Source organism: Brachyspira aalborgi (genome assembly GCF_008016455.1).
In the GTDB taxonomy this organism is placed as follows: Bacteria; Spirochaetota; Brachyspiria; order Brachyspirales; family Brachyspiraceae; genus Brachyspira; species Brachyspira aalborgi.
Map to the genome: position 1 here is coordinate 234,003 of NZ_SAXU01000001.1, position 15,567 is coordinate 249,569.

Genomic DNA, 15,567 nt, shown 5'->3' on the forward strand with positions numbered 1-15,567 from the left:
AAAATTAGGAGATTTAAAAATGATTGGAGGATATTTAGAATATTATTTCGGTTATATATGGATTTTAATACCTGGATTAATACTCGGATTTTGGGCGCAAGCTAAAGTTAAAGGAACTTACTCAAAATATAGCAAAGTTCAAAATAGAAGAGGAATAACGGGAGAGCAAACTGCAAAACATATATTAAACGCTTACGGTATAGATATTCCTGTTGAAAGAATAAATGGAAGTTTAACCGACCATTATGACCCAAGGGCAAAAGTATTGCGTCTATCTTCGGGAGTTTATAGCGGAACGGATGTGGCGGCTTTAGGAATAGCGGCTCATGAAGTTGGACATGCAATACAGCATGACAGAGGATATACGCCTTTAACTTTAAGAAACGGTTTTTATCCTTTATGCGCGATAGGAGACCAATTTGGACCTTTCTTAGTTTTAGCGGGAATATTAATCGGAGGAGCGGGCAGTTTTTCTCAAACGATTATGTTGATTGGAATAATATTATTCGCTTTTGCGGTTTTCTTTTCGCTTATAACTTTACCCGTTGAATTTGACGCTTCAAACAGAGCTATAAAAATTTTAGATAAAGGCGGATTTTTAGATTCTGAAGAACTTGACGGAGCGAAAAAAGTATTGAAAGCCGCAGCTTTAACTTATGTAGCCGCCGCCGTTACTTCGGTTTTATCTCTTATAAGGCTTATATTAATTGCAAATAGAAGAAGAGATTAAAAAGATTAAATATTTAAAATCAAAAAATAAAGAGGTTAATTTTTTTAATTATCCTCTTTTTTTATTTTTAAAATTTATTTAAAATTATTTTTATTTCGTTATGCCATTTATTTATATATTCTTTAAATTCTCGTTTTGAAATTTTATTTTCTTTTAATTCTGAAAAATGATAAGGCGAAATCATATTAGCAAAATTTTCGTCAATTTCATTGTATATATTTTTAATAAAATATTCTAATTTGTTTATAAATTCTTTTTCGTTTATATTCTCTTCAATATAATCTTTTATATTTATATTTTTTTCATTTGTATTATTTAAATTTATATTATTAAATATTTTAACATTTTTTATTTTTGCAGATTCTTTTGTTAAATTAAAAATTTCAATTTCTTTTATAATTTCATTTGCCAAAGTTTCAAAATGCATTTTATAACTAATAAGCGAAGAAGAAGATTTTCTTAAAATATTATCGTAGCATTCTATATTTTGATTATCGTTTAATCTTTTATATTTCAAATTTTCAAAAGTTTTTAATTTGTAAGAACTTAAAAAATCTAAAGCTATTGCATTTGAATATTTTGAATGGCTTTTATTACTTAAATGACAAAAATCGCAACCTGCAAATAAAATATATTTTGGATTAAGAAAATTAGCAATTCTCAAAGCGGGCATTATAACGCTTCCTTCCATAGGAAAATAAATATTATTATCGCTATTTTTATTAGAATAAATAATTTTTTCAAAACTTTCATTATGCGAAAAATAAAATATTCTTTTTTTATTAATATTTGTAAGCGGGAAAGAATAAGCGCTATGAGTTGTAAATATTGGAATATTTTCTTTTATAGCGTCTATTATATAAATGCAAGAATAAAATCCGCCGTCAGTCGAAACTATTGCATCAGGTTTTATATTATTTTTTATTAAAGTATTGAATGCATGTGATAAAACTAAAATAAAATGAGTTTTTGAGAGTTTTTTTATTTTTTCAATATAATTGTCTATCGAAGCGCCCGCGGATATTAAAAGCAAAGGAGTTTTTTTATTTAAAATATTTTTATAAGTTTTTATAGAATAGCCTTTATTGAAAGCCAAATTATAAATTATATTTCTTGCCCAAATCGGAGCGAAATAATAATTTGAAGTTAGAGACATTAATTTTTCTTTAATTTTATTCATTAAAAGAAAATTAACATTGTCGTAATAATTTTTATTTTCAGCGTTTATATTCGAGGCTCTTATATGCATTATACAAATTATTTTTTTAATATCTTCTTCGGCTATATAAAAATCGAAAAAAGAAATTATATCTTCAATTTTTTCTTTTAATAATATAATCACTCTTTTTAAGTTTTCAGATTTTATATTTTCAAAAATTAATTTCGCTACTTCAATATCTTTTTCTATTATTATCGCTTTGCTATTTTCGTTTAGAGATAAAAAATAATCTATATGATAAAACGAAGATATAGACAAAAAAATTCCAATACGACTCGAATTATCTTTTATATTTTGATTTATTAATTTTTTAGCTTCTTCAATCGGAGCGTAAATTGAAGTTAAAGGTTTATTATTATATAAAACGGTTATAAGATTTTCTTTATTTAATTTTATAGAATATACAGAATTTTTTATTTTATATATATTTAATTTTTCAATCGCTCTTAAATTATATTTATTATTTTTAAGCTCTTCAATATTATTAATATAATTATTCATTTTAATTTTCTCTTTTGTAATTGTTTTATGATATATAAAAACGAATAAAAATACAATTAATTATTTTAGTAAAAGAGAATAAAAAAACAATCATTTAATTTATAAATAAAAAAAGACACCGTAATAAATACGATGCCTTTTAATTATTTTATCTATTATTAATTTCAATTATTTTTTAGTAATATCTAAAGTTAATGGACTTTCTCCTTCTTGTCCCATTATTAAATTTCCTTGAGTATCGCTAATAAAAACAAGAGTAAATTTTCCACTACTGCTACTGTCACTATACGAAGCGGTATAAGTCGTGTCGCTAACTCTTGTTACAGAAGACGAAGGAATTGTAGTATCGCCACTCTCTCCTTTTATAGTAAAAGAACCGTCAGTATTTATTGTAAGTAAATGCATTTCAGTTTGCACTAGTTTTCCATACCAATTACCAGCATAATAAGATAATGTTCTTCCTTCTGTTCCTGTTTTATTCTTATTATCGCAACTTATTGAAAATAGAGCGATTAAAGATAAGATAATTAATAATAGATAAAAATTTTTTCTTTGTTCTTTCATTATAGAACTCTCCTTTTGATATTTATTAAAAACATTTAAATAAATGTTTCTCGCGAAATTAAAATTTTGATTGAATTGAAATAATCCAAATATTAGTTGTTTATTTGAGAAAAATTTTTGCAATAAAATTGAAGCGCTTAAAAATTTAAACGCTTTTGAAATTTGTAATATATAGAAATTTAAATTATTGTTTAGAAGATAATAATAGCGTTCTGTTCTGTTCTGTTCTGTTCTGTTCTGTTCTGTTCTGTTCTGTTCTGTTCTGTTCTAGATTATTCAAGTTAAACATCCTTAAACCGAAATTCTTTCCTTCGGTTATTTATTTATTTATTAATTGTATGCAAATTATAACATTTTAAAAAAATTTGTCAAGCATTTAATTATATTAAAATTCACATAATTTTATAATAAATATTAAAATATTTTAAAATCAAGATTATTTACAAATCAATAGACATAAATCTGCATGCTCTCTCTGTAGCGTCAATTATTAAACTTTTTGAATTTGCTATCGCTTCTTCCAAAGGCATAGCTCTTTTTAAAGCGGGCATTATTGAAGTTATTCCCATTTCATAAACCGCTTCCGCTCCGTCTCTTATATCTCCGACTATCGCAATTACAGGAATATTTTTCGCTCTTCTTGATATTCCTACGGGAACTTTGCCTTTTTTAGTTTGTCCGTCTATCGCTCCTTCGCCCGTTATTATAAGAGAAGCGTCTTTTATTTCGTTTTCAAAATCTATAATATCCAATATTGCATCGATACCGCTTTTTAACTCCGCATTGCAAAAGGCTATTAAACCTCCGCCCAAACCTCCCGCCGCTCCCGAACCTTCTATATAATCTATTTCTTTATTAAATTTTTCTTTTACTAATTTAGCGATATTTTTTAATCCGTTATCTAATATATCAAAACTTTCTTTATTAACGCCTTTTTGAGTTCCGTAAATTGCAGTAGCTCCGTCTTTTCCGTAAAGAGGATTTTTTACATCGCAGGCTACATTTATTTTTATATCAAATATTTTTTTATCTACATTAGAATCGTCTATTTCTGCAATTTTAATCATATTCTCCGCTATAGCTTCAAGTTCTTTTTTATCTTTATCGAAAAATCTATATCCCAAAGCGTTAGCCATTCCAATTCCGCAATCGTTCGTAGCGCTTCCGCCTATTCCAATTAATATTTCTTTTATTCCATTTTCTATAGCGTCTTTAATAAGTTCGCCCGTTCCGTAAGTTGAAGATTTAAGCGGATTTTTTTCTTTTATCAAAGTTAAACCTGAAGCCTCCGCCATTTCTATAACGGCTTTATTATTATCGATTATTCCGTATTTTGCTTTTATAATTTTGCCGAGCGGATTTCTTACATTAACTTTTTTTATTTTTCCTCCCGTAGCGTATAAAACAGAATCTACAGTTCCTTCGCCTCCGTCTGCTATGGGAATTTTCTTTATTTCAGTATTTTTAAATACTTTTAATATTCCTTCTTCTATCGCGTTACAAACTTCCAAACTTGACAAACTGCCCTTAAAAGAATCGGGAATAATAATAATTTTTTTCATTTTTAATTTGTCCTTAAAGATTTTGAATTTCTTATAATATTTTTATTTAAAGATAAATTAAATAGTATTAATTTTCATTGTTTATATTATACAATAATTTATATAAAAGTTGTATTGTTTGTATAATGTAATTTAATAATTTTTTTGATATACTATTAATTAAATTAAAATATAAGGAGTTAAATATGCAAGGAATTTCATTAATTATAGCTTTTATCATTTGTATAATAATTATGATATTTGCTATATCGAAATTAAAAATTCATCCGTTTTTGTCTATTATGGGCGTTTCTCTGCTTCTGTCATTTTTAGCGGGAATTCCAATAAAAACTATTCCTTCAATAATAGGAACGGGATTTAGCGGAACATTTACAAGCATAGGAATAGTAATTATATTAGGAGCGTTAATCGGAACTATTTTAGAAAAAACGGGAGGCGCTTTAAAACTTTCCGACATAGTTATAAAAGTTGTAGGCAAAAAGAAACCCGAACTTGCAATGCTTATTATGGGCTGGATAGTTTCTATTCCCGTATTTTGCGATTCTGGTTTTGTAATTTTAAATCCGATTAGAAAAGCTTTGGCAAAAAGAACTTTGACTTCAAGTGTTGCTATGTCTGTCGCTCTTTCTGCAGGTTTATATACTTCGCATGTATTTATACCTCCTACTCCAGGACCAATTGCCGCTGCAAATACTTTAGGAGTAGGCGACCATCTTTTAATGGTTATAGGAATGGGAATTTTATGTTCAATATTGCCTTTAATATCGGGATATTTCTTTGCAAAATATATTGGTAAGAGAGTTAAATCTATAGACGAAATAGAAAATAAAGATAGCGTTAAAAGTTATGAGGAATTGGTAAAAAGCTACGGAAAATTGCCTAACGGTTTTTTAGCGATAGCTCCGATTATAATACCTATTCTTTTAATGGGTTTAGCTTCCGCAGTTACTATGGCAAAATTAGAAGGAAGTTTTATAAGTTTATTACAATTTTTAGGAACTCCAATAATTGCATTAGCTGTAGGCGTTATTTTTGGAGCAATAACTTATTTTAATCAAAAAAATAGCGTTGAAAATATAGAAAGTTTTTACGATATAACAAACGATACTTTAAAAATTGTAGGACCTATACTTTTTGTAACGGCTGCTGGCGGAGTTTTGGGAAAAGTTATAGCTTCTTCAAGTTTGGTTGATTTCATAACGGAAAATGCGACTCTATTTCAAACTATAGGAATATTTTTTCCGTTTATTTTATCGGCGATATTGAAAACTGCGCAAGGTTCTTCCACTGTAGCATTAACTACAACAGCAGGAATAATAGCGCCTTTAATGGGAGCTTTAGGTTTGGATACGCCTGCATTAGCTTCTTTAACCGTTATGTCTATTGCGGCTGGCGCTATGACTGTTTCGCATGCAAATGATAGTTATTATTGGGTTGTTACGAATTTTGGAGAGATGAAAGCCGAAGACGGTTATAAAACTCAAACTTTAATGACGCTTATAATAGGAATAGCGGGCATAATAAATGTGTTTTTAGTGTCTTTGGTTTTAAGATAAAATTATAAAATATATTTAAAATCATTAATATGTATTTTATATAAATTAGTATAATTTTTAATAATCCTATAAATAGTTTTTATTAAATATAATTATTTATAGGATTATATACATTTTATAAATTAAAATTAAGGATTTAAATATATGATTTCTTTAGATAATCAAATAGCAAAAAAAATTATTAAAAAAATAATGAATGATACTGATTATAAAATCAATATTAACATTATGAACGAATACGGAGAGATTATAGCGAGCGGCGATAAATATAGAATAGGAAAAATACATTCTGGAGCTTTGGAGGTTATTGAAAAAAGAAAAAGCATGCATTATTTTGATACCGTAGATAACGATACCGAAAGCAGTAAACCTGGAATTAATATGCCAATAATATTTAATAATGAAGTTATAGGAGTTGTCGGAGTTACGGGAAATCCAAAGAAAATAAATATAATAGCCGATATGGTAAAAATGCTTACGGAAATATTTATAGAAAGAGAAATAGACGCAGATAAAAAGATATTTAAACAAACTACTCTTAATAATTATATTCATAAAATTATATCGAAAGAAAATTATAACTACGCTTCCACAATAAATATTTGGGCTGAAAAAAATAATTATTTATTTGATATAGATAGAGCCGTTTGCTTAATAAAATTTGAGAAAAATGAAAATCTGGATATATACAAAACAGTAGAATATATAATAGACAAAACTAAATATTTAAAGTATTTTTATAAACAAGATATAGTATCTTATTTGGGAAACAGACAATTTATTATTATAAAAAGTTTTAACAATAAAGAAAAAACGGATAAAAAAAGCGTATTAAAAAATTTCTTTACAAGCCTTCAAAAAGAAATAGACAGTAAAATGAATTTAAAATTTTCAACGGCATGCGGAGTAATAGTTAATAGTTTAGATAATATACCTTATAGTTATGAACATGCGGATTTTTTGCTTAATTATATAGAGTTTAAAAATAAATCCGTATATTTTATAGAAGATTATATTTTAGAATTTCTTACTTTAAGCGAAGAAGCAAATTCAAAAATGATATTAGGAAACGCTTTGAATATAATAAAAAGAAGTCCGCTTTATAAAGAAACAATTACGGCTATGAGTAAAAACGATATGAATATAAATAAAGCATGCGAAAGTTTACAGATACATAGAAATACTATGGTTTACAGAATGAAGAAAATAAAAAAGATTTTAGGATTAGACCCGATTAATAATCATAAAGATAGAATTAAATTTTATATTTTGTCTATTATATTAAATAAAAAGAATTAAAATGATTTATTTATAATTTATTTTATTTTGACAAAAATTTTTATTTTAAGTATAATATTTATTTATCATAAAATAATTTTGTAAAATAAAAAAGGATATAAAATAAAAATGTTAAAAATAACCGAAAGTAAAGAAAATAAAAAATTTGATTACGACAATAGAATTAAAAGATTGCGAAACTTAACTAAAGAAACCATTCTTATAACTAAAAACGAAAATATATTTTATTTGACGGGTTTTAAGGGAACGGCGGGCTGGCTTTTAATTCATAATTCAAAAAAATATTTGCTTGTAGATTCGAGATATTTTGAACAAGCTACTAAAATTACTCATAAAACTTCCGTAGTTTTGGTTTCAAATAATTATGAAGGCGCTTTAGTCGATTTATTGAAATCTATTAAAGTTAAAGAAATTACCATTGCAAGAAACGGACTCTATTTATCCGATTACGAAAATATAGTTTTAGCTATGGTTAGCTCTTCGATTAAAATATCGGTAAATAAAGCGAATATTGACAATATAAGAATCACCAAAGAAAAAGAAGAGATAAAAATTATAAGAGATAATTTAAATAGAGCGGAAAAAGCTATGACAAAAACTTTAGCGTTTATAAAAGAAAATATTACCGAAAGAGAATTAGCGGCGGAGTTGGAATATCAAATGAGAAAAGAAGGCGGAGATAAAACGGCTTTCGACACAATACTTTTATTTGGAGAGCGAACCTCTCTTCCTCATGGAATGCCAACCGATAGAAAATTAAAATTGGGCGATAATATTCTTATGGATTTTGGTTTATCGAGAGAAGGTTATAAAAGCGATATAACAAGAACTTTCTTTTTTGGCAAAGGAAATAATTTTAAAGAAATGTCTAAAATATATAATGTAGTTAAAGAAGCACATAAAAAAGGAATTGAAGCTATACATTCGGGAATATCGGGAAAAGAAGCGGATAATTCTGCAAGAGAAATTATTAAATCTAACGGATACGGAAAATATTTCGGGCATAGTTTAGGACATGGCGTTGGACTTGAAATTCATGAAGCGCCAAGATTATCGCCAATAATAGACAATGTTCTTGAAGGCGGAACTATAGTTACTGTTGAGCCTGGAATATATATTCCAGATTTGGGCGGAGTTAGAATAGAAAATATGGTTATAGTTACAAAAGACGTAGGAGTTTCAATGAATGATACGCCAACGGATTTAATTGTTTTATAAAGTATGGCAATAATAAATAGAAATAATAATAATAGAAGAAGAAAAAATAAATTATATCCAATATATGTTTTATTAATAATTATAATTTTTGCTCTATACTATTATTATAAAAATATTTATAAATCAAATTTAATAAACGAATATAACAGAAAAGATTGGGGAAATTGGATTGACGAAGATAAAAACGGACTTAACACGAGGCATGAAGTATTAGCCGAAGAATCTTTAATAAAACCCGTTATTTCAAATAATAAAGTTATAAAAGGCAAATGGTTTGATAAATATACGGGAAAATATTTTACCAATCCGAGCGATTTGGATATCGACCATTTAGTGCCTTTGAAAAACGCTCATATTAGCGGAGCGAGTAATTGGAACAAGAAAAAGAAAAACAGATATTATAATTATTTAAAATACGATAATCATTTAATTGCCGTATCGAAAAGCGCAAATAGAAATAAAAGCGATAAATCTCCTGTAAATTGGCTTCCGCCAAATAAAGAATATCAATGCGAATATGTTAGAGAATGGTTTAAAATAAAAACCGCTTGGGGACTTACTATTGAAGAAGGTTTTGACGAAGTTTCAAATATAGTATGCAAAGGCAAATAATGAGCGATATTGAAAAACAAATTTTTGAAGATATAAATTTTTTTCCTAATAAAATGAAGATTCTTATATTAGGAACTTTTCCCGTGCCTTTATATTCTCAAAAAGAAAAATTTAATTCTCTTCCAAAAGATAAAAAAGAAAACGCTTGGTATTATGCAAGTAGTAAAAGCGAATTTTGGAGATTAATTGCCGATTCTTTTGATATTGATAATAAAGAATTTTTGATAAATAAAAATATGAAAAAAAAACTTTTTAAAAATAATAAAATAGGAATTGCTGATGTATTTTCAAAATGCAAAAGAAAAAATAAAGAAAGTTCAAAAGACACAGATTTAATAATAGTAGAATATAATAATTTAATTGCAAATATTTTTCAAAATTATAAAAGTTTAAAACTTATAATTTTCACAAGCAGATTTACGGAAAATAATTTTTTTAAAATTCTTAATAACAATAATTTGAATTATCAATTAATGGAAAGCAAAGATATTAAAAAACATTACAAAAACAAAAGTAATATAAATAACGAAATAATAAATTCCGTTAGAGAAAGATTTATTTTGATAAAAAATTTAAAAATAAAAATTGCGACTATTACTTTAAAAATAAGCCCAATAAAAGGCGTTAGTTTATATTCTACTAAAAAAGAACTTTTTAAATATTATTTGAATCTTTATTAATTATTTTTAATAAAATTATTTATATAATATTTTGTCTCGCCAAAAACCGAATTAAAAAAATATATCAAGCATTTTTTAAGAAAAAATATTTTTAGAAGAAATTTATTTTAATACTTTACAAAAAACTATAATTAACATAAAATTATGTTATTCAATATTTTAATATTTTAAAATTATAAAAACTAATTAACGGAACTCTTATGAAAACTATAAATTTAATATTGGGCAATCATAATCATCAGCCCGTTGGAAATTTTGATTTTGTATTTGAAAGCACATATCAAAAAGCTTATAAACCTTTTTTAGATATGCTTGAAAAATATGAAGATATAAAATTTAATTTTCATTATACGGGAAGCCTTTTATCTTGGATAGAAAAAAATCATCCCGAGCATATTGAAAAATTAAAAAATTTAGCGAAAGAAAAAAGAATAGAAATTCAAAGCGGCGGTTTTTACGAACCTATAATGCCGTCAATTCCCGATAGAGATAAAGATATACAAATTAAAAAATTAAACGGTTATATAAAAGATAAATTTAAAGTTAAAGCAAAAGGCGCTTGGATTGCCGAAAGAGTTTGGGAGCCTACTTTAGTTAAAAATTTAGCAAAAAACGGAATCGAATATATTATGATTGACGACTCGCAATTTTTAACTACGGGAATAGATACAAAAAATATTTACGGATATTTTATAACCGACAATGAAAATTATAAATTAAATATATTTCCAATTTCGCAAGAACTTCGTTATTTAATTCCGTTTAGAGAAGCCGAAAAATCTATAGAATATTTAAAATCAATAGCAACCGAAGAAGGAGATAGAGTAGTAGTTTTGCATGACGATGGCGAAAAATATGGAGATTGGCCAGGAACTCAAAAATGGGTTTATGAAGATAAATGGCTTGAAAATTTTTTTGAAGCTTTAAGCAAAGAAAAAGATATTATAAAAACGACAACATATAGCGAATATATAAAAAAATACCCGCCAGTTTCAAAAATATATATTCCTAACGGCTCTTATGAAGAGATGCTTACTTGGGTATTGCCCGCTAAAGTGCAAGACGAATTTCACTCAAAACTTGAAGAATTAAAAAAATCAAACGAAAATGAAATTATTACAAGATTTATGCGAGGCGGTTTTTGGAGAAATTATTTTTCAAAATATTCTGAAAGCAATAGAATGAATAAAAGAATGATTTACGCTTCAAATATCTTTGATAGATTTAAATTTAAAAGAAATAAAGATAAAATAAAAGAAGATAAAGAAATCGCTTTAGATTATTTACTTCAAGGGCAATGCAATTGTCCTTATTGGCATGGAACTTTCGGCGGATTATATTTAAATAATTTAAGACATGCGACTTATTCTAATTTAATAAAATCTACTTCAATATCCGAAAAAAATATTTATGGAGAGAATTATTTTATTAAAAAAAATATCGATTTTGATATGGACGGCAGAGACGAAGTAATTATATCTTCAGAAAAAGAAACTTTAATTTTTCATTCTTTAAGCGGTTCTTTAATAGAATGGGATTTAAAAAAAGAAAACCCGATTAATTTAATTGATACATTGAAAAGAAGAGAAGAAGCTTATCATATATCGGCTATGCGAAATACGAATAACGATAATCAAAACGAAGGGCATGTTTCTATTCATGAAATTGCTAAAAAAGTCGATGAAAAAATTGCAAAATATTTGGTATTTGATAAAAATGAAAAAGTTTTTGGAGTTGACCATTTTTTAAATAAAATGCCAAGCGCCGAAGAATTTCAATTATTGCAATATAAAGAAAATGCAAATTTTTTTGAATCGTTTTATAAAATAATCGAAGATAAAATAGATAAAGATTTTGCAAAGGTAATATTTAAAAGAAAAGGAAAAATTAACGGAAAAGAAATTAATCTTATAAAAAAATATATTGTGAACTCTAAAGGCGGTTTTTTATTGGAAGCTATTTTTGAAAATAAATCGTGTGAAGAAATTGAATTCATTTACGCTTTAGAAAATAATATTACTTTGCTTGCGGGAGGCGAAAAAGACAGATATTATACGGGAGAAGATAAAAGAATATCCGAAAATTTATCCGAAACGGGAGAGTGGACGGGAAAAATTTTCGCTATGACGGACGAGGCTTATATAAAAATAAAAATATTAATTGAAGCCGAAGAAGAGACTATTTTTTTATATATGCCAAATTATACGATATCGGATGCCGTTGATAAACTTGAAATGAATTATCAAAATTCTACTATAGTTTGCTTAAAGAAAATAAACTTAAAACCAAACGAAAAAAAATATTATAAAATAAAAGTAGATACGAAAAATATTTAATAATTTAATTTGGAAGGCTTATAAATGAAAATTTTTTGCATAGTTTCGGATATTAAACGCTCGGGAAAAACTTATTTGTCTTCTCATATAATATCTTCTCTAAAAATATTAGGAAAGAAAGTATGCTATTATAAACCTTTCGTAATGGAAGTTAAAGACGGAAAATTATTCGACTGCGAATATATAAGAAATACTACCGATTTAAACGCTTCCGATATATTTGTTTCTTACGCTACAAACGGAAATATATCGCCTCTTCATAGCATTGAAAAAAATATAGAACAGAGAGATATTAACGATTTAATTTACGAAAATAGCGACAATTATGATTATATGGTTTTTGAGGCTTTAAGTTTATATTCTCCTATAAAAGAAAATTATAATTTTATCGATTTAATTTCGGATATAGAAAACGAAAAACAAATAATTCCTGTAGTAGAATATAATTCTAATATTATTCATTCATGTTTGGAGCAAATAGGATTTCTTCATCAAATAGGATTTAAAGCTCCTTTTATAATTATAAATGTAAACAGAGATATTTTTATTTCCGAAAAAGTTTTAGAATATATAAGAAAACAAATAAGTCCGATAAAAATTTATTTGACGGAATTTGAGCCTGAAATAAAAAAAATAGAAGAGATAAAATATCCTAATATAATAAAAGAGATTTTGCGTTAGTTAATAATAATTCCTTTTGTTGGAATATTTAAAACTTTTATAACCGAATTTATATTTTTTTTCTTAAAACTAGAATGCATAGCTTTTGAAACTTTTTCTATTATATTTTTATCGTCTTTTGCCAAAGCGAGTATTGAAGAACCAGCTCCGCTAATCGTCACAGAATAAGCGCCAGCTTTTTTTGTTTCTTTAAATAATTGATTTAAATTCGGGATGAATTTAGCTCTATAATCTTGATGAATTTTATCTTCGGTTGCGATTTCAAGCAAATCGAGTCTATTTGAAAATAATGCAGAAGTTAAAAGCGCCGCTCTTGAAATATTAAATATAGCATCTTTTCTTGTAATTTCTTTAGGCAAAATATTTCGCGCTATTTCCGTGCTTAAATAAAAATCGGGAATTGAAACTATAGCTTTTAAATTTTTTGGAGGTTTTATTTTTATATATTTAAAATCTTCTTCTTTTTTAACGACTCCCGAAACTATTCCTCCGAGTATCGCGGGAGCTACATTATCGGGATGTCCTTCAATTTGAACAGCCATATTTAAAATATCTTTTTCTATTTTAAGTTTATTTCCAAGAATAAAATTAGAGCAAAGTAAACCTCCGATAATAGCCGCCGAACTGCTGCCAAGTCCTCTAGATAACGGAATTCTATTTATACATTTTATAATATATCCTTTTTTTGGTTTTGATTTTAATTTTTTGAAAACTAATTTCATTGCCGAATATATCATATTGTCTTTTTTAGAAATTTCATTTTCGCCTTCTCCAAAAATTTCAAATTCTATTTTTTTTGAATTATCGTTTTCGTAAATATGAATTTCGTTATATAGATTTAATGCAAGCCCAACGCTATCAAATCCCGAACCGATATTTGCGCTTGTTGCGGGAATTTTGAAAGTTATAAGTTTTTTATTTTTAATCATTATCATTTTCCTTTAATAATATTTTTATAGAATATACTTAAATATAATTTTTTTCAATATATTTTTTAAGTTTAGATATAAATATGCTTTGTATTGTGAACAAAAACTCTTATAAAAAACCCGATATCAATTAGAAATATCCAACTTTTCAAGCTTTTTAATATTTGTAATGTTTTTAGGCGCTTTTTTAATTTTATTTAAACTTAAATCTATTTCTTTTAAATTAATCAAACTGCATAATTCTTTTGGGAATTCTTTAAATTTATTATCCGCTAAATAAATTGTGTTCAATTTTTTAAGTTTATTAATATTTTTAGGTAATTTCTTTAATTTATTACGGCTTGCATCCAAATCTTTTAATTTATTTAAATTAGATATTTTCTCACTTAAATTTTTGATTTTATTATCGGATATATTTAATACTTTTAAATTTTTTAAATTATATAATTTTTCTGGCAATTCTGTTAAATTATTAAAAGATAAATCAAGCTCCTTTAACTTTTTAAGTTTTTCTATATCTTTGGGTAAATTATTTAATTTATTACCGCTTAAATCGAGTTTTCGTAAATTAATTAAATTGCATAATTCTTTTGGGAATTCCGCTAAATCCTTATTAGAAAAATCAAGCTCTTTTAAGTTCTTAAGTTTTGCCATATTTTTAGGAAATATTTTTATTTCATTCCTATCTATATCCAATATTTCTAAATTTTCCAAATCGCATATTCCTTCTGGCAAACTTTTTAATTTATTATCTCTTAAATCAAGTTCTTTCAATTTTTTTAATTTAGCTATATCTTTGGGTAAATTATTTAATTTATTACCGCTTAAATCGAGTTTTCGTAAATTAATTAAATTGCATAATTCTTCTGGCAACTCTTTTAAATTGTTAAAATATGAATTAAGTTCTTTCAATTTTTTAAGCTTTGCTATATTTCTGGGTAATATTCTTATTTTATTGCAATTTATATTCAGTATTTCTAAATTTTCTAAATTGCCTATTTCATCTGGTAAACTTTTTAATCTACTACTGTCTAATTTAAGTTCCTTCAAATTTCTTAATTTAGATATATCTTTTGGCAGTTTATCAATCTCATCAGAGCTAAACTCAAGATATTCTAAATTAACTAAATCGCATAATTCTTTTGGAAATTCCGTAAGGTTATTATGGGCTAAACGAACTCCTTTTAATTTTTTCAATTTATTTATTCCTTCTGACAACTTGTCAATTTTAACTCCCCGTTTTGAGCCGACTATAATAAGTTCTTCTAAATTTTTCAAATTATATATTTCTTCGGGAATGGTTTCTCTATTTATTATAATTAATTTTTTAATATTTTTAAGTTTAAAAAATTCTTTTGGAATATAATCATAATTAATAGTAAAATAAGTGAGATTTAATAATTTTTCTTTTGTAATCTTTTTATAATCTACTATTTTATAATCTCCTAAATATTTTATACCGTTGTCTTTAATCCATTTTTTAATTATTTCAAAATCTTTATCAGTCAAAGTTTCTTTTTTAATTGTCGTATTTTTCATAATATAAAATCCTTAATCATTATATAAAATTACAAATGCCATAATTAATATATTTTCAAATTATGGCATTACTCAAATATAAATCTTATTATATAAACTATATTTATAGTTTTACTAAAAAATTAAATCAAAAAACCGCGT

13 protein-coding genes are annotated in these 15,567 nt (G+C 25.9%); 8 read left to right on the plus strand and 5 right to left on the minus strand.

All coding sequences use genetic code 11. From position 1 onward, the window contains the following. Positions 1-19: 19 nt before the first annotated feature. Positions 20-730: a zinc metallopeptidase gene (locus EPJ79_RS01145; protein ID WP_147530158.1), complete on the plus strand. Its 711-nt coding sequence runs from the start codon at positions 20-22 to the stop codon at positions 728-730. A gap of 67 nt (positions 731-797) precedes the next feature. On the opposite strand, the gene EPJ79_RS01150 is transcribed toward EPJ79_RS01145, so the two are convergent. The 3 genes from EPJ79_RS01150 to EPJ79_RS01160 all read right to left on the minus strand — a co-directional run bounded on the left by EPJ79_RS01150 (position 798) and on the right by EPJ79_RS01160 (position 4,576). Further along, complete coding sequence (locus EPJ79_RS01150; RefSeq protein WP_147738123.1) at positions 798-2,450, minus strand: motility associated factor glycosyltransferase family protein; 1,653 nt, start codon at positions 2,448-2,450, stop codon at positions 798-800. Positions 2,451-2,618: 168 nt separating this feature from the next. After that, the gene (locus EPJ79_RS01155; RefSeq protein ID WP_147738124.1) at positions 2,619-3,014 is read right to left on the minus strand and encodes a hypothetical protein; all 396 of its coding nucleotides are present in this window, start codon (positions 3,012-3,014) and stop codon (positions 2,619-2,621) included. Between the two features lie 440 nt (positions 3,015-3,454). Beyond that, a complete protein-coding gene (locus EPJ79_RS01160) occupies positions 3,455-4,576 on the minus strand; it encodes a glycerate kinase family protein (RefSeq protein WP_147738125.1) in 1,122 nt (373 codons plus the stop codon). 185 nt (positions 4,577-4,761) lie between these two features. Here EPJ79_RS01160 and EPJ79_RS01165 point away from each other — a divergent pair, with 185 nt between their 5' ends. From EPJ79_RS01165 to EPJ79_RS01195, 7 genes are all read left to right on the plus strand, one after another. Beyond that, positions 4,762-6,132 (plus strand): GntP family permease, encoded by a 1,371-nt coding sequence (locus tag EPJ79_RS01165; protein ID WP_147738126.1) that lies wholly within the window; start codon positions 4,762-4,764, stop codon positions 6,130-6,132. 144 nt (positions 6,133-6,276) lie between these two features. Beyond that, positions 6,277-7,431 (plus strand): CdaR family transcriptional regulator, encoded by a 1,155-nt coding sequence (locus tag EPJ79_RS01170; RefSeq protein ID WP_244289039.1) that lies wholly within the window; start codon positions 6,277-6,279, stop codon positions 7,429-7,431. Positions 7,432-7,539: 108 nt separating this feature from the next. Then, complete coding sequence (locus EPJ79_RS01175) at positions 7,540-8,649, plus strand: M24 family metallopeptidase (RefSeq protein WP_244289040.1); 1,110 nt, start codon at positions 7,540-7,542, stop codon at positions 8,647-8,649. 3 nt (positions 8,650-8,652) lie between these two features. Continuing rightward, positions 8,653-9,261 carry a GmrSD restriction endonuclease domain-containing protein gene (locus EPJ79_RS01180; protein WP_147738128.1) on the plus strand — a complete coding sequence of 203 codons (609 nt, stop codon included), beginning with the start codon at positions 8,653-8,655 and terminating at the stop codon, positions 9,259-9,261. Then, positions 9,246-9,941, plus strand: coding sequence for a uracil-DNA glycosylase family protein (locus tag EPJ79_RS01185; RefSeq protein WP_208745251.1), 696 nt, complete (start codon positions 9,246-9,248; stop codon positions 9,939-9,941). Before EPJ79_RS01180 ends, EPJ79_RS01185 begins: the two co-directional genes overlap by 16 nt. Positions 9,942-10,141: 200 nt before the next feature. Further along, positions 10,142-12,277: an alpha-amylase/4-alpha-glucanotransferase domain-containing protein gene (locus tag EPJ79_RS01190; RefSeq protein WP_147738129.1), complete on the plus strand. Its 2,136-nt coding sequence runs from the start codon at positions 10,142-10,144 to the stop codon at positions 12,275-12,277. Between the two features lie 24 nt (positions 12,278-12,301). Continuing rightward, a complete protein-coding gene (locus EPJ79_RS01195; RefSeq protein WP_147738130.1) occupies positions 12,302-12,958 on the plus strand; it encodes an AAA family ATPase in 657 nt (218 codons plus the stop codon). On the opposite strand, the gene thrB is transcribed toward EPJ79_RS01195, so the two are convergent. Continuing rightward, on the minus strand, positions 12,955-13,893 hold the full coding sequence (gene thrB, locus EPJ79_RS01200) for a homoserine kinase (RefSeq protein ID WP_147738131.1): 939 nt from the start codon (positions 13,891-13,893) through the stop codon (positions 12,955-12,957). The two genes, EPJ79_RS01195 and thrB, sit on opposite strands and share 4 nt — an antisense overlap. Positions 13,894-14,013: 120 nt before the next feature. Next, positions 14,014-15,426: a leucine-rich repeat domain-containing protein gene (locus EPJ79_RS01205; RefSeq protein ID WP_147738132.1), complete on the minus strand. Its 1,413-nt coding sequence runs from the start codon at positions 15,424-15,426 to the stop codon at positions 14,014-14,016. Positions 15,427-15,567 lie beyond the last annotated feature (141 nt).